Consider the following 19,018-nt stretch of genomic DNA (forward strand, 5'->3'; position numbering starts at 1 on the left):
GCGGGAACGGTTCGGTGGGCGCGCTCAGACGGCCGCGGAACCGACGAGGCTGGCGTAGACCACGATGTTGTCCTCGTAGCTGTGGGCCTCGCGGTTGAAGTCACCGCCACAGGTGATCAGGCGGAGCCCCGCATGATCGATGTTCCCGTAGACAGCTTCCGTCGGGAACTGATGCTTCGGGTACTCGGCCACCCGGTCCACGCGGAACAGCGCGGTGGTCCCGTCCTGCCGGGCCACAGCCACCTGGTCACCGGGCTTGAGCTCCGTCAGCTTCGAGAACACGCCGTCCTTGCCTGCCCAGTTGACGTGCCCGGCGATGACCGCCGGACCCAGCTCGCCCGGACTCGGCGCTCCCGTGTACCAACCCGCCGGGTAGGCACCAGGTGGCACCTCCATCGTGCCGTCGGCCTGCAGGCCGAGATCCATGAGCTCGGAGGTGACCCCGAGGCTCGGGATCTGGATCTTCACCGGCTCCGAACGGGGCAGGGGCGCCGCCAACGGCCCCCCGGAAGGAGCAGGAGCCCGTTCATCCGGGGCAGGAGCGGTCACCACCGGACGATCGGCGCCGGTCTCCATACCGCAGGCGACCAGCCCGAGACTGAACACGGCGCACAGCGCCGCCACCCCCGTCAGGACCCGAGTGAGGACCCGACGGGGGTGGCGGCGGACGAGGCGGTGACGCATCAGGCCTCGTGACGTCCTGCGCGCTGCCGCTGCGCGCGGCGCGCGGTCAGCGCGGCGGCTCCGCCCATGCCGGCCAGAGCGAGGGCACCGATCGCGTAACCGGCGGGCGTGGTGCTTCCGTCACCGGTCTCGACGCCACCCGAGGGCACGTTCGGGACCTGCGCACCACCGCCGCCGCCACCGCCGCCGTTGCCGTTGCCGTTGCCGTTGTCGTCGTCGCCGTTGTCGTCGTCGCCGTTGTCGTCGTCGCCGTTGTCGTCGTCGTCGTCGTCCTTGCCGTTGTCGTCCTTGTCGTGGTCCTTGCTCTTGTCGAAGTCCTCGGACTTGTCGTGGTCCTTGCTCTTGTCGAAGTCCTCGGTCTTGTCGTACTTCTTGTCCTTGTCGAAGTCCTCGACCTTGTCGAACTTCTTGTCATCCTTGTGGGACTCGACGTTGACCTCGTCGTAGTGCTTGTCCTTGTCCTTGTCATCCCAGCCGCGGTGGTCCTCGGCGTGCCGGTCGCCGCCGTTGCGGTCGTCGCGGTCCCGGTCGTCGCGGTCCCGGTCGTCGCCACCGATCGCCGGGATGGTGATGGCCGGGATGACGATCGGTCCGACGACGATCTCCGGGCTGAGCTCGGTGACGGCCGCCGCCCTGTGAGCCTGCGGCGGTCCCGCAACGGGGCCGCCCCCGCCCGGACCCTGGGCCGGAGCCGGGGACGCGCCCGCGACCCCCACCAGTGCCACCATCGCGGTGGCGGTTCCCACTGCAAGCGCCACACCCATCCAGGGTCGCAGCACTCTCGTGCGAGCGGAACTGTTAGCCGATGCCACGAGTTTTCTCCCTATCGGTGACGCCCGGACGGGCACCCGAAAAGGATCGGACCGCGCCGGGAACTGAGTTGGCTCCTCAGCGAGTTATAACGAACACCGCTCCGAACAGAAACGCCACAGGCCGGTGGTTACCGTTCTTTCACCCGCCCGTCCATAAAAACCCGTTCGGGGGAGAAAAGCTCGCAAGGACGACCACCCGCCGTAGTCATCGGCGGCCAGGTGTGCGATTCATGGTCGCTCGGCGGAGCCCGGCACTACCGGCCGGCGCCGTCGCGACCACACGCCGCGACGACGACGGGGCCGCAGCACGAGGGTTGGACGCGCAACGAGCGTCGCCAGGCGGTCCCGAGGGAGCGCTGCGGGCCGGGACGACACGGGAGACGGCACGCCGGCTGCAAGGACAGTTGATCGCCGCGGAACGCCCTGGCGGGCGGGGAGACCGGCGACCGGGACCTCGTCGGCGCGAACCCGGGCCGTGACGGCGTCAGGCCGTCGGCTCCTCGCTCGTGCCCGCCGCACCGTCCCGGCGGAACCGCAGACACCGGCGCTGCGGGGACCGGCACATCGAGCATTCGCTGCCGACCCGGAGATGTTCATGAGCGTCTCGGCCGTGGCCGCACGCGCAGGAGCCGCCACCCGGGGGCAGGCCGTCGGGCGCACCACTCGGCGGGTGCGTCAACTGCCGGGCCTGTTCGAGAATGTGGTCAGGCGCGTCCACCGGCGGCAGCGCGACCATTCCAACGATCGAGATCATCTGTTGCTCCTGAAGTCGGCGGGCAGACCGCCGCTTCGCCGGCACCCTCGTCACGAGGTATGTCGCAGATCTCCGCTCGCACGTTGCGACAATGTCCGGTCCCATTCGGGTGGACCCGCGATCCGAGAAGATCGAATACGCGGAAGCCCGGTGTCCGGCGGCCCGGATACGGGGAGCCGGTTCGCGACCGCCGGACGGTCAGCCCGGGAGCAGCGCCTCGACGCGGGCCAGCGTCTCGCGGACGTTCGCCTCGGTGACCGCGTGCGCCTCCGCCACGCTGAGCCAGCGCAGCGGAGCGTGCTCCTTCTCCGGGCGGACCGCGTCGGGTTCCGCGGTGGCCAGCACGAACCGCAGATCGGCGTGTTCGTGGGCGGGTTCGTCGCCCTTGGCGGCCACCGGAACGACCACCACGTGGACGAGGGCCCTGTCCGGCCACGGCAGCAGGTCGGTCAGCCCGCTCTCCTCACGCCCCTCGCGCAGCGCGACCTCCACCGGGTCGGTCTCCCCCGGGTCACCGTGGCCACCGACCTGCAACCAGGCCTGCTGCCGCTGGTGCCAACGCAACAGAACCCGGCCGCTCTCGGGATGCACGATCAGAGCCGACGCCGTGACGTGCAGCGGAGTCGAACGGAGCCACGGATCTTCCGCGCTCTCCACCAGTTCCAGGACCCGGGCCACGTCCGCGGCCTCGGAGGGACTGCGGGGCCGGAATCCGCTCAGCACGTCGAGGCACGCCGTGGACACCGCGCCAGCCTAACGGAACACCTGTCCCGTCCCGCCCGCGCCGAGCCGGTACCGACAATTCGCCGCACATCACGCGTAGGATCACCCCATCAGCGATCAGAGGAATACGATGACGACTGCCCCCGGCGCGATGGCCGACGTCCGCGACATGTATCTGACACACGTCTTGCTTCGCCGGGAGTTCAGCCAGGCGCCGACGTTGGTCCGTGGTGTCCCGGAAGGCGATGTGAAGCGGGCCGAGGTGATCAGCCGGCACATCACCGTCATCAGCACCCTTCTTCATGCGCACCACGGGGGCGAGGACGCACTACTGTGGCCGAAACTGCTGGAACGGGGACCGGCCGAAATCGCGTCCGTCGTGCACATGATGGAAGGTCACCACGAATCCATCGAGCAGGCGAACGGAGAGATCGCCGCGGCGCTCACCGGCTGGCGTCGTGATGCGTCGTTCGCACACCGTGAGGCATTGGCCGCGGCCCTCGATCGCCTGATCTCGGTGCTCGTCGAGCACACCGCACTGGAGGAGCAGCACATCCTGCCATTGGCGGAGAAGTACGTCACGGCCGCGGAGTGGCAGGAACTCGGCGCCCACGCCATGGGTGAAGTCCCGAAGAAGCACCTGCCGCTGGCCTTCGGAATGGCGATGTACGAAGGCGACCCGGAGGTCGTGCAGGCCGTTCTCGCCCAAGGCCCGCTCGTCGCGCGGCTTCTGATGCCGGTCATCGGGCCGCGGGCGTACGCGGCGCACGCCAGGCGCCTGCACGGCACGGCCACCCCCACCCGCTCGGCGGTGTGAGGAGGCGGACCCGGTGCAGGTACCACGGAAGGGTGCAGGCGTTACGGAAGGTCGGGGAGCGCCTCGGTGCCGTACTTGGCGAGGATCGAGAGCACCCGCTCGTCGATGCGCTCCGGGCCCCACGGCTGCACCATGACGCCCGCCTCGGGCTCGTCGCCGCCTTCGATGAAGGTGCTCTCCGTGCCACCGGGAGTGTAGAAGAACAACATTCGCGCCGGATGCAGCCCGACGTTCATGAACCGGTGCCGAATCTTCCGCGGAACGAAGACGAGATCTCCGGCGTAGGCCATGAAGGTCTTGTCGCCGTCGAGGAACTCCAGTTCCCCTGACAACAGGAAGAACGTCTCGTCCTGGTCGGCGTGGGTGTGCGGTACCGGACCACTGCCGACGGGCACCGATGCGTCGATGACACCCAGCGCCCCGTTCGTATCCTGCGCTCTCAGCTTCGTCGTGTACACATCACCCGAGAACCACTTCGTGATGCCCGCGCCGGACGGCACGTACACGGCGCCTCGCGTCGTGTAGCGCGGATCATCTCCGGCGGTGGGCAACGAAATACTCACTACTGCTCCTCGAGAATCGGATCACACCACGCTGGGGCCGTGCGGGGTTTTCCCTTACCGGTGGTCTTCACATTGATCATTCATGGTCACATCTTCGACCACGTTCGACGGTGTGCCGCCAGTGGCCGACACCGATGACCGGAGTCCGGCGGCGTTTCTCGAATTCCGGTACGGGCGGCCGGGTGGTGGAGAATAGCCGGCAGGACATCGGCACCGGTGGCCTCATCAGCACCCAGGAGGCGCCAGTGGCCGGATCCGGATCGCGGCTGTGGACCGAACTCGCGCGGAACGACGTCCACGGACCGCTGCCGATCCTTCTCCTGGTGCTGACCACGGCGACAGGGCTGGTCGACGCCGTCAGCATCCTCGCCCTCGGCAGGGTCTTCGTCGCCAACATGACCGGGAACGTGGTGTTCGTGGGATTCGCGCTGGCAGGCGCGCCCGGGTTCTCGCTGGTCGCGTCCCTGGCCGCCCTGGCGGGGTTCCTCGTCGGCGCGTTCGCCGGCGGCCCTCTCGTCGAGCGCTGGAGCGGACATCGAGGCAAGCTCCTGCGCAACGCCACGGCGATCGAGTTCGGGCTGGTGGTGGTCGGTCTCGCGTGCGCCGTCCTGCTGGCATCCACTCCCGGAGTCATGGCGGCAGCGGTCGTGGCCGCCTTCCTGGCGGTCGCCATGGGACTGCAGAACGCGGCAGTCCGTCGGCTCGCCGTGCCGGACCTCACCACCACGGTCCTCACCATGACGTTGACGGGCATCGCAGCGGACGGCCGCAAGGGCGGGTACCCGACGGTCGCGCGACGGGTGCTGGCCGTGCTGACGATGCTCGTCGGTGCGCTGGTCGGTGCGCTGCTGGTGCTGCATGTAGGCCTCGGATGGGCGCTCGGTTTCGCTGCGGTACTACTGGCGATCGTGGCCCTGGTCGCCACCCTGCGCAGCCGCCGTGCCGAAGGGTGGCACGTTCGCGGCGCGGGGTAGCCCATCGCTCGCCGGACCGGAAACCCGACGACCGCGGCGCGCGGTGCTGCCAGGATCGCGCCGTGCATCGTCGTGACCTACTGCGTTGGCAGTTCGACCTGGTGTGGTCGCTGCTGGACTACCACCTGCAGCGGCTGACGGCGGCGGACTTCCGGTGGGAACCCGCCGCCACCTGCTGGACGCTGAGACTCGACGCCGGCGGCTCGTGGGTGCCGGACTGGGAGGACCACGAGCCCGACCCGATCCCCGTGCCCACGATCGGCTGGATCATCTGGCACGTCGGCTGGTGGTGGAGCGTGACGATCGACCACACCCGGGGACGCCCGCCCCGGCACCGCACCGAGATCGCCTGGCCCGGCGACGGCGAGGCAGTCGAGTGGCTGCACGGCCTTCGCACCGAGTGGTCCGCCGCCATGGAGGCGCTGACCGATGCCGACCTCGACCGGATCGCGCCGTTCCCGTGGCAGAACGACCCTCAACACACCGTCGCGCACATGGTCGCCTGGGTGAACGCCGAGCTGATGAAGAACGCCGCCGAGATCGGGCAGCTGCGCCTGGTGCGGGCCGCTCAGGCCTGACGGTCGGAGTACGCCGGACGGGCCGATGTGTACGGTCGTACATGTACACCTGTACATGAGGAGTCCACCGTGCCGTACGTGTTCCTGCTCGCCGCCATCGCCGCCGAGGTGCTCGGGACGAGCCTGCTGAAGGCCACCGAGGGGTTCACCCGGCTCTGGCCCAGCGTCGCGTGCCTGGCCGCCTACGGGGTCTCCCTCGTCTTCCTGACCCAGGTCGTCAAGACGGTGCCCGTCGGCGTCACCTACGCCGTGTGGTCCGGCCTGGGCACGGCCGCGATCGTCGCCATCGGCGTCGCGTTCCTCGGCGAGTCCCTGAGCGTGGTGAAGGTGCTCGGACTGGTGCTCGTGGTCGCCGGCGCTGTGGTGCTCAACCTCGGCGGGGCACATTGACCGACCGGCGGGTTCCCCGGCGCCGGGACCCGGAAGGACGGCGCCGGGCGATCGTCTCCGCCACGGTGGAGGTCATGGCCGAGCACGGCCTGTCGAGGGTCTCGCACCGGTTGGTCGCCGACCGTGCCGACGTGCCCCTCGGGTCGACGACGTACTACTTCCCCGCGTTGTCGGACCTGGTGTCGGCCGCCGTCGAGCAACTGGCCCGGTCCTACGCCACCGAGATGCAGGAATGGGGACGGCGCCTCGCCGACGTCGAGCACCCGCGGACGGCGCTCGTCCAGCTCGCCGCCGACTACCTGGCCGATCGCGCGCGAGCGATCGTCGAGATCGAGCTCTACGTGGCGGCGGCCCGGGAGCCCGCCCTGCGCCCGCCCGCGGAGATGTGGATCGCTCAGCTCCAGGAGATCCTGGAACCGGTCACCGGCCCGGTCCGGGCACGGGCGGTCAGCATGCTCCTCGACGGCGCGATGCTCCGCGCCGTGGTGAGCGGTGCGGAGCTCGACGTCGAGGCGCTCGACCTTGCGCTGCGGTCCGTGCTGGACCCGGCGTAGCGCGGCACTGCACCAGAAAAGGAACTCCCGAATCGGCAGATGTCCACATCGTGTCGATGAATCCGTTATCGGTGTGAGCTGTCACCAGATCTTCGCGCGATCGGCCCCCGCGCGGCACGATGGGCCGGAATGAACCTGGGAGACGGGCCCACCGTCGTCGACGACGCCGTTCATCGCGACGTCGCGGTGCGACTGGACGGGGTATCAAAGGTATTCGCCGGCCGCCGGGAGGTGGTTCACGCCCTCAGCGATGTCGATCTGTCCGTTCCCACCGGACAGTTCCTGTCGGTCGTCGGCCCTTCCGGATGCGGCAAGTCGACGTTGCTGCGGATCATCGGGGGCCTGGAAGAAGCCACCTCGGGTTCGGTCCGCCTCGGCTCGTCGGCCGCTGAGCAGCACCAGGCGCGGGTGGCCTTCGTGTTCCAGGACAACGGGCTGTTCCCGTGGCTCACAGCGACACAGAATGTGCAGTTCGGGCTGCGAATGGCGGGAGTCGGCAAGAAGGAACGCGCCGAACGGGCCGCGCACTGGCTCAGTCGCGTCGGCCTGCACGCCTTCGCCGACTCGTATCCGGACCGGCTCTCCGGTGGCATGCGGCAGCGCCTTTCGCTCGCCCGCGCTTTCGTCACCGAGCCCGACATCCTGCTGATGGACGAGCCGATGGGCGCGCTCGATGCGCAGACCCGGTCGCTCATCCAGGAGGATCTGATCCAGTTGTGGGAGCAGAACCGCAGGACGGTTGTCATGGTCACCCACTCCATCGACGAGGCGCTCCTGCTCGGCGACCGGGTGCTCGTGATGAGCAGGCGACCGGCGGAAATCACGTCGGACATCACGGTCGATCTCGATCGGCCACGCGGCATGGCCACCACGGCGTCACCGCGGTTCGTCGAACTCAAGCTCTCCCTGTGGGAGTCCCTGCGCAACGAGGTTGCGGCGAGCATGCAGGACCCGGTGTGAGCGATACCCGCTCCCTACCACCCGTGAGCGCGACATCCGGATCCGCGCAGCGCCGGCGTGCGACCGGGACGAACGAGACGGCGGAGATCGCCCGGATCGCCCGCCGCGACCGGCGCAAGCGTGGCCGGGACGTACTTCTCGGCATCGCGACACCGGTGGTGCTCGTCCTGGCCTGGCAACTCACGACGTCCCTCGGCCTGGTGGACCCGGTGATCTTCACGCCGCCCACCCAGATCATGTCGGCCGCGGGCGACCTGCTCGCCGACGGCACTCTCGAGCAGGACGTCATGGCCACCCTGGTCCGCCTCGGGGTCGGTTACCTGGTCGGCGCCGCCGGCGGCATCGTCGTCGGTCTCGCGCTGGGCCTGTCCCGTCCGCTGCGGGCGGCGTTCTCGCCGTTGTTCGCGGCCCTGTACGCCATTCCTCAGATCGCCCTGTTGCCGCTGCTCCTGGTGATCTTCGGAATCGGAGAGCTGCCGAAGATCCTGACGGTGGTCGCCGTCACCTTCTTCGTCATGGAGATCAACACGATCTCCGGGATCCGCGACCTGGACCCGCGGCTGCGCGAGGCCGGCCGGGCCTACGGTGCCACCGGCTGGCGTCAACTGGTCCACGTCCTGCTGCCCGGATGCCTCCCGTCGGTGTTCACCGGGCTGCGGGTGGCCATCGCATTGGCACTGGTGGCGATCACCGCCACCGAGATGGTGGCCTCGAACGACGGGCTCGGGTATCTGGTCTGGAACTCCTGGCAGTTGTTCCAGCCGCCCAACATGTATGTCGGGCTGGTGGCCATCGCGCTGCTCGGCGCCGTGTCCACCGGTGTCGTCCTCCTGGCCGAACGCGTGGCACTGCCGTGGTCGACCCGCCACTGAGGCGGCCCCCTCTCATCCGACACAAGGACAAAAGGACACAAGACTGCAGGAGAAGGAGCTCATCCGTGCGTGTTCGTCATCCACTGCTCACCGGCGGGATCATCGCCATCGCTGCCGCGGCGCTGGTGGCCTGCGGCAGCAGCGCTCCGTCCGCCTCGGCCCCCGCGCAACCGAGCGACACGACGGTCGACGTCGCCTACGTGCCCGCGTCGCTGTTCGCGCCGCTGTACGTGGCGATGGGCAAGGGTTACTTCACGCAGCGCCACATCGACGTCCACCTGACGACGGTGGCGGCGGGGCAGGACGCCATCGCGCTCGCGGCGAGCAACAAGGTGCAGGCGGTGCTCGCGGGTTTCTCCGCGGGCATGTTCAACGGCATCAACTCGGGGCTGGACGTCAAGGTCGTCGGCTCGATGGCCGGCGAACCGAGCGGGCAGGCCGCCGACGGTCTCGTGGTCAGCTCGCAGATGGCGGGCACGGTGAAGACCCCCGCCGATCTCCGGGGCAAGAAGATCGGGGTCAGTGGCGGACCGGGTGCCGCAGGCGGCTATCTGCTGGCCGAGGCGCTGGCGCCCTACCACCTGACGCTCAAGGACGTCACGCCGGTGAACCTCCCGTTGCCGGAGCAGGCGGCCGCACTGAAGTCCGGAGGGGTCGCGGCGGCGCTGATGTCCAGTCCGTTCCTGTCCGACGCGGTCAGCTCCGGGACCGGCAAGCTGATCGCGAGCGCCCAGCCGGGCACCTCCGTCACCGGCGTCATCTACGGTGACGCCTTCGCCAAGTCCCCCGCCGCACAACCGTTCTTCGACGCTCTCGCCCAGGGCGCGCAGGACCTGCAGGGTGCCCAGGCCAAGGCGACCCCCAACCTGGAGATCGAGGCGAAGGCCATCGGACAGAAGCTGAGCGTGCTGCAGCAGCAGCCCGCTGACGTGTTCGATCCCCGCCTCGCCCCGCCCGTCGCCACGCTCGACTCGATGCAGCAGGTGTTCCAGCAGGCGGGCCTGCTGAACTACAGCACGCCGCTGCCGAGCTCCCGCTACGTCGACAACACCTACTCGGCCAACGTCCCCAAGACCTGACGACCGACGCCCGCACCGCCGGCGTCAGCGAGCCCGGAGCCGGCGGTGCAGGCGCAGTTCGTGGAGATCGACCCCGCCCGGCCCGCGGTCGGTCTTGGTCTGCCCGTCCGGGACCCACCCGGTGCTGCGGTAGAAACCCAGGGCCCGGTCGTTTCCCGCCAGCACCCAGAGCGCGGCGCTGACGAAGCGGGCCGTGAGCCGCTGGATCGCGGCGCTGTGCAGCCGGCCGCCGATACCTTCGCGCCAGCGCCCGGGGTGGACGTAGAACGCGTACAGCTCGCCGGTGTCCTCGCTCGCAGCGCCGCCCCGGTCCGGCCCCATGGAGACGAATCCGAGAACGGTGGTGTCGTCGGCCGCGACCAGAACGGGATCTCGGGCCGAGGGATCGCTCAGAATCGCGGTCCATACCTGCTCGCGACCCGTGACGGAGAGCCCGGAAAGGACATCGGCGGGCAGCAGTCCGCGGTAGGCCTCCTGCCAGGACGAGACGTGCACGGCGGCGATCCCGCGGGCGTCCTCCGGCCGCGCTTCTCGTATGACGATCACGCGCGAGAGGTTGCCATCCGGGCGGGGGTCGCGCTTCAGCCACTGCTCGGCCCGGCAGCCGCGTCATGGACACATGTCGCTGTCGGATGCGCTTGAAATCCGCGATATGTGTCCATGTCGCGGGATAGCGTCCCCCGGGTGCAGCGTGCAGACGGTAGTGCCGGCGATGTCGACTATCACGTGATCGGCTCCGGCTACAGCGACTACCGCCGCCCGGATCCGGAGATCGCCGCAGTCCTGCACGACGCGCTCGGAGCGGCGACCACGGTGCTGAACGTGGGCGCGGGCGCCGGTTCCTACGAGCCCAGCGATCGGCAGGTCACCGCCGTCGAGCCGGCGGCATCGATGCGTGCCCAGCGCCCGGCCGACCGGCCGCCGGCGCTGGATGCGACGGCCGAGGACCTGCCGTTCGCCGACGGCGCCTTCGACGCGGCGATGGCGGTCCAGACCGTGCACCAGTGGACCGACCTGGCCCGGGGCCTGGCCGAGCTCCGACGGGTCACCCGCGGCCCCGTTGCCGTGCTGACCTCGGATCCGGTCCTGCTGCCCCGGTTCTGGCTGAACCGTTACGCACCCGAGGCGATCGACGTCGAGGCCCGCCGCGACCCGCCGCTCGACGCCATCACCGCCGGTCTCGGCGGGCGGTGCACCGTCACCCCGGTCCCGATCCCGCTGCACTGCGTCGACGGGTTCTGCGAGGCCTACTACGGCCGTCCGGAGCTACTGCTCGACCCGGGAGCGCGTCGGGCCATGTCGACCTGGAGCTTCGTACCGCCCGCGGTCCACGAGCGGTTCGAGCACGACCTGGGGCGGGACCTGGCCGAGGGTCGCTGGGACGCCGACCACGGGCACCTGCGCACGCAGGCCCACTTCCTCGGCTCGCTCGTCCTCGTCGTCTCCCACCGGCCCTGACTACGGGGCTGCGGTATCGAGCGCGGCGGGGTCGGCGCCACCTTGCAGCCAGCGGCGGAGCAGTTCCTTGCGAACCTTCCCCATGGAGTTGCGCGGCAGTGCGGGCACGGCCTCGACCCGGCTGGGTTGGTACCACTCGGTCATGCCCAGCTCGTCGAGGTACTTCCGCAGATCGGCGATGGAGGGCGGCGCGGTGCGGGTGACGACGACGGCGCAGGCCAGCTCGCCGCCGCCGCCGTCCGGATAACCGACGAGCGCCACGTCGTCGATGTCCGGGTGTCCCAACAGCGCCGTCTCGACATCGTTGACGGGGATCATGAACGCGCCCCCGATCCGGTCGGCGGCGCGGCCGAGCAGTTGGATGCCGCCGCGACCGTCCGGGACGGCCAGGTCGCCCGTGTCGTACCAGCCGTCGTCGTGCTCGGCGATGACGGTCACCTCGCCGCTGTCCCGGCCCACGGTGGCCAGGCACACGGGGGCTCCCCGGATGAACAGCCGCGCGGCCTGCTCTGCGGTGGCGCCGCCCTCGTGCCGCAGGTCGAGCTCCACTCCGGGAATCGGTCGGCCGACGCTGTGGGCGATCCAGTCGGCGGGATCATCGCGCCGGATGAACGTGCAAGATCCAGCCGTCTCGGTCATTCCCCACGCCGTTCGCAGGGGCAGCCCGAGAACCGACTGCACGTCCTCGATCAGAGGGCCCGGGGTCAGCGTCCCGAAGGACACGACCGTGTCGAGGGCCGGCAACGGGGTGGGCCGGCTGCGCAACTCCGTGATCAGCGCGGACAGCGTGACCGGCACTCCGCCCAGCAGGCTGACCGCGTTCTCCGTCATCAGGTCCACTGCCGTTTCCGGCTCCCATGTGTCCAGCAGGACCGTGCGCCCACCCACGAGCAGGGGCACCAGGATGGAGAGACCGGTGCCTGCGATATGGGTCAGCGCGGCCGAACTGAGGAACACATCCGCCGACCCGTATCCGTCCTCGAACGTCGGGGCGGAGTAGGCGGCATACAGGGTGTTCAGGGTGTGCAGCGCCGCTTTCGGCTCCCCCGTGGTGCCGGAGGTGAACAGCACCAGGCCGACCCGGTCCGGATCCGCGGACAAACCGCCGAGAGCTGTGGCATGAGTGCGCTCCCACGGAACGTTCTGAAAGTGCTCGACGAAATCAATCTCGTCGTCCGAGGCATCACCGAGCACCACCCGATGGCGCAGATCAGGCAGCCGCGGCGCGAACTCGGCCAGCGCCGACGCGTGTTCGAAGCCGTCCCACCGGTCGATGCTGATGAAGACCCCGGCCTGCAGCCGACGCAGTACCCGCTCCAGTTCGCGCGGGCGAATGCTCGTGATGATCGGCGCGAACACGGCCCCGATCCGGGCGCACGCCAACAGGAGTACGTTCACCTGCCAACGGTTGGGCAGTTGGAGCGCGACCACCTGCCCCGGGCGGACCCCCAGTTCGTACAGGGCACCGGTGAACCGTTCGACGTGGTCGGCGTACTGCCGGTACGTCAGCCGCTCGACGCCGGTACCCATCTGATGAGCAACGATGGCGATCGCCTCGGGGGACTCGTCCCGCCACCGCGTCAGGTCGTCGAGAACAGTGCCCTCCCGCCAGACCCGCGACTCGCGGAACCGGCGGACCGTCGAATCCGGCGGCCGCAACGTCAAGGCCTCCCGGAAACCGGCCTCGTTCACCACTCTCGGCACGTCATTCACCCGTGGTTCATTCATATCCGACTCACACCTCTCACCTCTTCGCAGGCGCCTCATCCAACCATGATCAGCATTGCTACCACAGTTTCACAATTCGGCGAAAAGCGAGAAAGTAGACAATCAATACTCAGCATCCGGGCCGTGCCGCCGGCGCTCCACAGGGCACCGTCAAGTGCGTTGCCGCGTGGCGGTGCAGGTGCTGAGATGCACGGGTGATGTCGTCTGCGCAGCTCCGGTGGTGGTCGCCTACCGGGCGACCGTGAGCTTGCGCTGTTCTCGGCTGCCGTAGGGGCCGAGGACTGACGTATCCCTCCCGGATCTTCGGATCCCGGCCCGAGGCGGCTGGTGTCCCGAAACCGGAAGGACCACCTGATGTCCCGCTCTACGTCGCTCCCACCACTGGATTCGCCTGCCGCTCGGGCGGCCTCGGGTCCGTGGCCGACCGTGCTCGCCGCGCTGCTCCGCGGCGAGGATCTGCCGGCGCTGCGCGCGGAACAGGTGATGGACGAGATCATCGCGGGCACCGCAACCCCCGCCCAGATCGCCGCGTTCGCCGTGCTGCTGCGGGCGAAAGGAGAAACCGCCGACGAGATCGCCGGGTTGACGACCTCCCTGATGCGCAACGCCACCCCGGTTCGTCTCGAGGGGACGGCCGTCGACGTCGTGGGCACCGGGGGCGACGGAGCCGACACGGTGAACATCTCGACGATGGCAGCCCTGGTGGTGGCAGGCACGGGCCGGCGCGTGGTCAAACACGGGGGCCGCGGCGCCTCGTCGACATGCGGCACCGCCGATGTCCTCGAAGAGCTCGGGATATGCATCGGGCTGCGAGCAGACGGCGTCGCGCGCACGGTCACGACCAGCGGGATCGGGTTCTGCTTCGCGCCCGTCTTCCAGCCCGGCCTCGCCCATACCTCCGCACCGCGCCGTCAGATCGGTGTGCCCACCGTGTTCAACCTGCTCGGGCCCCTCGTCAACCCGGCGCGACCGGTCGCCTCCCTGATCGGCTGCGCCGACAGCACCAAGGCTCCGTTGCTGGCCCGGGTGTTCGCCGACCGTGGCGTCACCGCGCTGGTCGTCCGCGGCGACGACGGCCTCGACGAGCTCACCACGACGACGACCTCGACGATGTGGATCGCCGGCGGTTCACAGGTCGCCCGCGTGCGGATCGACCCGTCGGCTCTCGGGATACCGGCCGCGCCCGCCGGTGCCCTGCGCGGGGCCGACCGCGTCCACAACGCCGGGGTCGTCCGCGACGTCCTGGCGGGGAAACCCGGCCCGGTCCGGGATGCGGTGCTGCTCAACGCCGCCGCCGCGATCGTGGCCCATGACGTCGCCGACGGTCGTCATCCCCCCGACGCCGTCCCCGGTGCGCTCCCAGCGGCACTCGACCTCGCAGCCCGGTCCGTCGACTCCGGCGCCGCAACCCGCACCCTCGAGCACTGGGTGGCCACCAGCAACGCCGAGGAGGCCCGGCGATGATCAACGATCTACGCTCGGGACGTGATTCTGCGTGCGCCTGCCGACCGTGAGGGCGCCGTGGTCGAGACGCTGCTGCCGGGCGTCAGCCTCGACGGTGCCGCGGTCGTTCACAGCGGTTCCCACGACGTCGTACTGCTCCCCGGCGTCGCGGCCGTGCGGATAGCCAGGAGCGCACCGGCTGTCGAGTACCTTCCCCGCCGAACAGCCCTGCTCGAGGAGCTCGCCACGACCGGGCTCCCGTTCGACACCCCGGTTCCGCTCGGTCCGGTCGTCTCGACGCTGGACTGGACCGCGGTCGCCGTGTCGTGGGTCCCCGGCCGGCACGCACCGCCCGGCACCGGTGATCCCGCGACCCTTCGGGATGTTCTCGACGCACTTGCCGCGGTCGACCTTGAACCGCTGGTCGAGCTTCTCGACGTCCCCCACGCCTATGCCGGCCGGGAACGCTGGGAGGAACTGATACTCGCCGAAGCCGTTCCGCGGCTTCCACCGCGCTTGCGCGACTCCGCAGTGCGGCGCGTCGAGGCGGTGCTGGCACTCGACCCCGTTCCGCCCCGGCTCGTCCACGGCGACCTCTGTGGCGAGAACATGCACTGGTCGCCCGACGGCCACGTCATCGGCGTCATCGACTGGGACCTCGCCCATGCCTTCGACCCCGCCATCGACGTCGCCTGCCTGGCCCACTCGCACGGCTGGCCAACCCTCGCGAAGACGGTCGACCACGCCACGTACGCCAGGGCCCGAACCTGGTACGGCACGTTCGCACTGGAGCAGATCGTCAAGTACCTCCTCGACGACGCCGACCCCGAGGCGATGACCGAGTGCGTCGGGCGTGTCGTCCGCTGGATGGACTCCGACGGCCTGGGCTGAGGACGGTCCCGGACAGCCGGTCAATCCGGGTTGACCCGGACTTGTGGAGCGCGAACCGGGGAACGTCCGGATTCCGGGGGTGGGGATGCCCACCGACACTGGCCGCCGTGATCGAAGCGGGGGTGCGGGTCCGGACGGGATCAGCGGTGCGGGCGGCAGTGGTGTTCGTCGGTGCGGTCGTCGTGGGCGGGGTGGCCGGGTACGCGCTCGTCGAACTGACCGGGGTGGGCAGCGTGCGCTGGGCCAACACGCAGCTCGCCGACCTCGCCTCCGCCGCCGGGGCGCTGGGTGCAGGTCTGCTGGCCGGACGCCTGCTGCTCCCCCGCGACGGCTCGGCGTTCCTGGTCCGCGTGCCGGACGGTCCCGCCGCCGGGTGGCCTGGTCCGCGGTCCGGTGCGGCGACGCTCGTCGCGGCGCCACTGCTGCTGCTCGTCGCAGAGGCGGTCCGGTCGGGGCACTACTACTTCTTCCCGGCACAGCTGTCGGGCATGGTCACCGATCCGGGCATCCTGCTCACCTCGTACGCGCTCTACACAGCCGGACTGGTGCTGATGGTCCCGGCATCGCTCGCGCTGGCCGGGCTGATCGGGCGGGAGCAGCCGGGCTGGGCGTTCTGGGGCGCCACCACCGCGGTCGTGGGCTGCTGCGTCCGCATCTTCCAGGAGGGAATCAGCTTCCTCGCGCTGCAACTCGTCGGCGTGCTGGGGCTGGAGGCCGCGACCGGCGCTGTCGCTGACACCTACGGCGCCTGGTACGTGCTCGTCCCCCTCAACGGCACCGACAACGTCGCGTGGGGCGTGCTGGCGATCGGCGCCTACCGGGCCCGGGTGCTCGGCTGGGTGCCCGCGCTCGCCGTGGCGTTCATGCTGACCCACTACAGCGGGGTGCTGAAGGGCACCGACCTCAACTCGCTGACCGGCGCGGTCCTCCTGGCCGCCGCACTCGTCCCGGTGGGCGTGGCGCTGTGGCGCAACGCCCCGCCGGTCTCCCGGTGGGTGTGGTGGGGCGGTATCGCGTCGGTGGTGCTCCTCGCCGCGCAGTATCTCTTTGCCGTGCTCAGCGGGTTCCAGACTCTCGGCTGAGCGGGAGCGAGCGTGCTGCCGGCTCAGCTGACGCTCGTGGTTCCGCGCGCTGGCCAGGGTCCTCGCAGGGCCCGTGGGTGCTGCGAAGACCACAACGGGCGCGCGTCGCGATCAGCAACGCCGGTCTGCGATGAGTTGAGCTCGGGGCCGTGGTCTATCTCACGACCGCGACGGGTATCTCCGTCGCGCCCTCCGGCCCCCAGGGAGACGATCCAGTGATCGCGAACCAGACCCCCGCCGACGAGTACCGCGAGATCGCCGGCCGGTTCACCGAGCTCGTCGAGGCCGTGCCCGACGATGCCACGTGGAGCCGCCGGTCTCCTGTCGCCGAATGGACCGCCCGCGACGTCGTGGGGCACCTCGTCGAGTGGTTTCCCGGCTTCCTGGCCGGCGGCGCGGGCGTGACCCTGCCGCAGGGGCCCAGCGTCGACGAGGACCCGGTGTCCGCCTGGCGCACCATGAGCGACGGCGTCCAGGCCGTCCTCGACGACCCCGCATCGGCCGACAAGAAGCTGGTCAACCGGCACATCGGCGAGGTGGCGCTGCCCATGGCGATCGCGCAGTTCTTCACCAACGACGTCTTCATGCACACGTGGGACCTCGCCCGCGCCACCGGCCAGGACGAGACCCTCGACCCTCAGCGCTGCGCCGCCCTGCTGGAGCAGATGCAGCCCCTCGACGACGTGCTGCGCTCCAGCGGGCAGTACGGGCCGAAGGTCGACGTCCCCGACGACGCCGACGCGCAGACGAGGATGCTCGCCTTCATCGGGCGCAACCCCCTGTGAAGGGCCGCCGCCCGAACCCCAGCGCTAACGGGCGCGCGTCGCGTTCGGCAATGCCGACTGCCGATGAGTTCCGGCCGGGTCGCGGGTCTGTTCTGGTGTCGCAACGCGCGGCACGAGACACCACGGAGGACGCCATGACGACCACGTCGAGCAACCCGACCACGCTGCCCGGCGCCCCGCCCGTCGTCGACCTGGCCACCTGGCAGGCCGCACGTGACGAGCTCCTGGTCCGCGAGAAGGCCCACACGCGCGAGGGCGACGCCCTCGCCGCGGCCCGCCGCCGACTGCCGATGGTGGAGCTCGACGGGACGGTCGAGGTCGTCGGACCGGACGGCCCTGTTCCGTTCCTGGACCTGTTCCAGGGTCGCGACGAACTCGTGGTCTACAAGCACATGTGGTTCGACGGCGCGCCGCACCAGGGGCAGTGCGAGGGCTGCACGACCACGGCCTGGCACCTGAAGGACGCCGTCTACCTCAACGCCCGCGGCGTCTCGTTCGCCGTCCTGACCACGGGCCCGTGGGACGAGGTGGCCCCATACGTCGAGTTCATGGGTTACACCCAGCCCTGGTACTCGGTGCGCGGTGTGGAGGAGCCGGTCGGCGGCAACATGGGTTTCATCACCTGCTTCCTGCGCGACGGCGACCGCGTGTTCCTCACCTACTCCACGACGGGCCGAGGCAACGAGCCGGTCAACGGGTCCATGAGCCTGCTCGACATGACACCTCACGGCCGCGGCGAGACGTGGGAGGACAAGCCCGAGGGCCGGCCCGAGGGGCGTCCGGCGTGCTGGTCGTGGCGCTCGGACGCCGACGGGAACGCCACCTGGGGCCCAGCCAGCCGCCCGGTGCCGCAGTGGACCCGCCCCGGCGCGACCCCCGTGGAGTCCCTGGGCCGGAACGGCCACCACCACTGACGGTGCCGTCTCTCGAGCGACCGTGGCCGACTGTCGTTCGGCGCGCTGGTTGCGGCCCTCGCAGAGCCCATTCCCACCCTCGCTCTCTGGCAGCCTGGGGCCATGGCTTTGATCCGAAAGGTCCATGCCGCGTAGGCGACCGGCCCAAGTACGGGCTCGCAGCCGTCGTCAGCGACACCCCACGCCGATTCACGGCGTTCCGCTGTCCACCAGCCGCGCTCTCGATCGGCTCGACCGGCCCCACCTTTCGTCCGGCTGGGTCCGCAGCCATCTACTCACGTGGCGCGACGTAGCTCGAAAACCGTCCTCCACGCTGCAGGGGGAGAACAACGACCTGGTTCAGTTCGTCGGCCCCGTCGCCCGGGAGGCGCTCGAACAAGCGGTGTGCGCTCTACCACGACATCAGCGCGCACCGCTCCGCTGCCAGATCGCCAAGCTCGACCTGCTGTTCGTGGACAAGACGATGAACAACCCCCTCGTGCATCCGTCGCAGCGCTGGTGGTTCCGCCGCTGCTGAGCGCCCTCTGAGAGCTGAGAGCACGCCCCCTGCCGCCTCGGGGGCCGGGTAGCCGACCGCCGGAGGCGCGCTCTTGATCGATCCGCGCACGGTCCGTCGACAGAGAAGCTGGGACGCAACCGGACACGGCCGGACAACAGCGGAACGGCCCCTGTCCCGCGTTTCCTCAGTTCAGGGGCCGTTCCGCCTGGGTTGGCAGGTGAAGGATTCGAACCTTCGTAGGCTAAGCCGACGGATTTGCAGTGGAGTACCGCAAGTCCCTGAACACCCCCTGTGATCTGCAGGGATACGTCGCCCGGCCGCGGCTGCAGCAGTACTTGGACACGCATTTGCCACAGCATCGCTTGGACGTCCGCCTCACATGCTTCGAGCTCTGCGACCCCTGATCGCGCCGGTTCCCGGACGGTTCCCACGCACGTCGCGTCGACTTAGTCAGTCTC

20 protein-coding genes are annotated in these 19,018 nt (G+C 69.9%); 14 read left to right on the top strand and 6 right to left on the bottom strand.

The features are described from left to right. Positions 1 to 24: 24 nt before the first annotated feature. The 3 genes from ACQPZA_RS33340 to ACQPZA_RS33350 all read right to left on the bottom strand — a co-directional run bounded on the left by ACQPZA_RS33340 (position 25) and on the right by ACQPZA_RS33350 (position 2,994). Positions 25 to 684 carry a class F sortase gene (locus ACQPZA_RS33340; RefSeq protein WP_433276085.1) on the bottom strand — a complete coding sequence of 220 codons (660 nt, stop codon included), beginning with the start codon at positions 682 to 684 and terminating at the stop codon, positions 25 to 27. Continuing rightward, positions 684 to 1,442: a hypothetical protein gene (locus ACQPZA_RS33345; protein ID WP_433276087.1), complete on the bottom strand. Its 759-nt coding sequence runs from the start codon at positions 1,440 to 1,442 to the stop codon at positions 684 to 686. Before ACQPZA_RS33345 ends, ACQPZA_RS33340 begins: the two co-directional genes overlap by 1 nt. Positions 1,443 to 2,448: 1,006 nt before the next feature. Further along, positions 2,449 to 2,994, bottom strand: a complete 546-nt coding sequence (locus ACQPZA_RS33350) for an NUDIX hydrolase (RefSeq protein ID WP_433276089.1) — start codon at positions 2,992 to 2,994, stop codon at positions 2,449 to 2,451. 109 nt (positions 2,995 to 3,103) lie between these two features. Here ACQPZA_RS33350 and ACQPZA_RS33355 point away from each other — a divergent pair, with 109 nt between their 5' ends. Next, entirely contained in the window at positions 3,104 to 3,790 is a 687-nt protein-coding gene (locus tag ACQPZA_RS33355) for a hemerythrin domain-containing protein (protein ID WP_433276091.1), read from the top strand. A 41-nt stretch (positions 3,791 to 3,831) separates the two neighbouring features. On the opposite strand, the gene ACQPZA_RS33360 is transcribed toward ACQPZA_RS33355, so the two are convergent. Continuing rightward, positions 3,832 to 4,353 (bottom strand): cupin domain-containing protein, encoded by a 522-nt coding sequence (locus ACQPZA_RS33360; protein ID WP_433276093.1) that lies wholly within the window; start codon positions 4,351 to 4,353, stop codon positions 3,832 to 3,834. 182 nt (positions 4,354 to 4,535) lie between these two features. On the opposite strand from ACQPZA_RS33360, the gene ACQPZA_RS33365 reads away from it, so the two are divergent. From ACQPZA_RS33365 to ACQPZA_RS33395, 7 genes are all read left to right on the top strand, one after another. Further along, complete coding sequence (locus tag ACQPZA_RS33365) at positions 4,536 to 5,327, top strand: YoaK family protein (protein ID WP_433276095.1); 792 nt, start codon at positions 4,536 to 4,538, stop codon at positions 5,325 to 5,327. A 62-nt stretch (positions 5,328 to 5,389) separates the two neighbouring features. Continuing rightward, positions 5,390 to 5,905 carry a DinB family protein gene (locus ACQPZA_RS33370; RefSeq protein ID WP_433276097.1) on the top strand — a complete coding sequence of 172 codons (516 nt, stop codon included), beginning with the start codon at positions 5,390 to 5,392 and terminating at the stop codon, positions 5,903 to 5,905. Between the two features lie 69 nt (positions 5,906 to 5,974). Then, complete coding sequence (locus ACQPZA_RS33375; protein WP_433276099.1) at positions 5,975 to 6,295, top strand: DMT family transporter; 321 nt, start codon at positions 5,975 to 5,977, stop codon at positions 6,293 to 6,295. After that, entirely contained in the window at positions 6,292 to 6,849 is a 558-nt protein-coding gene (locus ACQPZA_RS33380) for a TetR/AcrR family transcriptional regulator (protein ID WP_433276101.1), read from the top strand. The genes ACQPZA_RS33375 and ACQPZA_RS33380 overlap by 4 nt, the downstream gene beginning before the upstream one ends. 186 nt (positions 6,850 to 7,035) lie before the next feature. Beyond that, the gene (locus ACQPZA_RS33385; RefSeq protein ID WP_433276103.1) at positions 7,036 to 7,809 is read left to right on the top strand and encodes an ABC transporter ATP-binding protein; all 774 of its coding nucleotides are present in this window, start codon (positions 7,036 to 7,038) and stop codon (positions 7,807 to 7,809) included. Positions 7,810 to 7,832: 23 nt separating this feature from the next. Continuing rightward, positions 7,833 to 8,681: an ABC transporter permease gene (locus ACQPZA_RS33390; protein WP_433276104.1), complete on the top strand. Its 849-nt coding sequence runs from the start codon at positions 7,833 to 7,835 to the stop codon at positions 8,679 to 8,681. Between the two features lie 65 nt (positions 8,682 to 8,746). Further along, positions 8,747 to 9,760 (top strand): ABC transporter substrate-binding protein, encoded by a 1,014-nt coding sequence (locus ACQPZA_RS33395; RefSeq protein WP_433276105.1) that lies wholly within the window; start codon positions 8,747 to 8,749, stop codon positions 9,758 to 9,760. 24 nt (positions 9,761 to 9,784) lie between these two features. Here the strand turns inward: ACQPZA_RS33395 and ACQPZA_RS33400 are convergent, their stop codons facing one another. Further along, positions 9,785 to 10,306: an N-acetyltransferase family protein gene (locus ACQPZA_RS33400; protein WP_433276107.1), complete on the bottom strand. Its 522-nt coding sequence runs from the start codon at positions 10,304 to 10,306 to the stop codon at positions 9,785 to 9,787. A 138-nt stretch (positions 10,307 to 10,444) separates the two neighbouring features. Here ACQPZA_RS33400 and ACQPZA_RS33405 point away from each other — a divergent pair, with 138 nt between their 5' ends. Continuing rightward, positions 10,445 to 11,218 (top strand): class I SAM-dependent methyltransferase, encoded by a 774-nt coding sequence (locus tag ACQPZA_RS33405; protein ID WP_433276109.1) that lies wholly within the window; start codon positions 10,445 to 10,447, stop codon positions 11,216 to 11,218. On the opposite strand, the gene ACQPZA_RS33410 is transcribed toward ACQPZA_RS33405, so the two are convergent. After that, positions 11,219 to 12,922: an AMP-binding protein gene (locus ACQPZA_RS33410; protein WP_433276111.1), complete on the bottom strand. Its 1,704-nt coding sequence runs from the start codon at positions 12,920 to 12,922 to the stop codon at positions 11,219 to 11,221. A 378-nt stretch (positions 12,923 to 13,300) separates the two neighbouring features. Here ACQPZA_RS33410 and trpD point away from each other — a divergent pair, with 378 nt between their 5' ends. The 5 genes from trpD to ACQPZA_RS33435 all read left to right on the top strand — a co-directional run bounded on the left by trpD (position 13,301) and on the right by ACQPZA_RS33435 (position 18,061). After that, positions 13,301 to 14,410 (top strand): anthranilate phosphoribosyltransferase, encoded by a 1,110-nt coding sequence (trpD, locus tag ACQPZA_RS33415; RefSeq protein WP_433276113.1) that lies wholly within the window; start codon positions 13,301 to 13,303, stop codon positions 14,408 to 14,410. A gap of 21 nt (positions 14,411 to 14,431) precedes the next feature. Continuing rightward, positions 14,432 to 15,280, top strand: a complete 849-nt coding sequence (locus ACQPZA_RS33420; RefSeq protein WP_433276115.1) for an aminoglycoside phosphotransferase family protein — start codon at positions 14,432 to 14,434, stop codon at positions 15,278 to 15,280. 107 nt (positions 15,281 to 15,387) lie between these two features. Beyond that, positions 15,388 to 16,362 carry a hypothetical protein gene (locus ACQPZA_RS33425; protein ID WP_433276117.1) on the top strand — a complete coding sequence of 325 codons (975 nt, stop codon included), beginning with the start codon at positions 15,388 to 15,390 and terminating at the stop codon, positions 16,360 to 16,362. Positions 16,363 to 16,577: 215 nt separating this feature from the next. Next, positions 16,578 to 17,147, top strand: a complete 570-nt coding sequence (locus ACQPZA_RS33430) for a TIGR03086 family metal-binding protein (RefSeq protein WP_433276119.1) — start codon at positions 16,578 to 16,580, stop codon at positions 17,145 to 17,147. Between the two features lie 134 nt (positions 17,148 to 17,281). Beyond that, a complete protein-coding gene (locus tag ACQPZA_RS33435) occupies positions 17,282 to 18,061 on the top strand; it encodes a DUF899 domain-containing protein (RefSeq protein ID WP_433276121.1) in 780 nt (259 codons plus the stop codon). Positions 18,062 to 19,018: the final 957 nt, after the last annotated feature.

The sequence above is a fragment of the Pseudonocardia xinjiangensis genome (assembly GCF_050948425.1).
Taxonomy (GTDB): domain Bacteria; phylum Actinomycetota; class Actinomycetes; order Mycobacteriales; family Pseudonocardiaceae; genus Pseudonocardia; species Pseudonocardia xinjiangensis.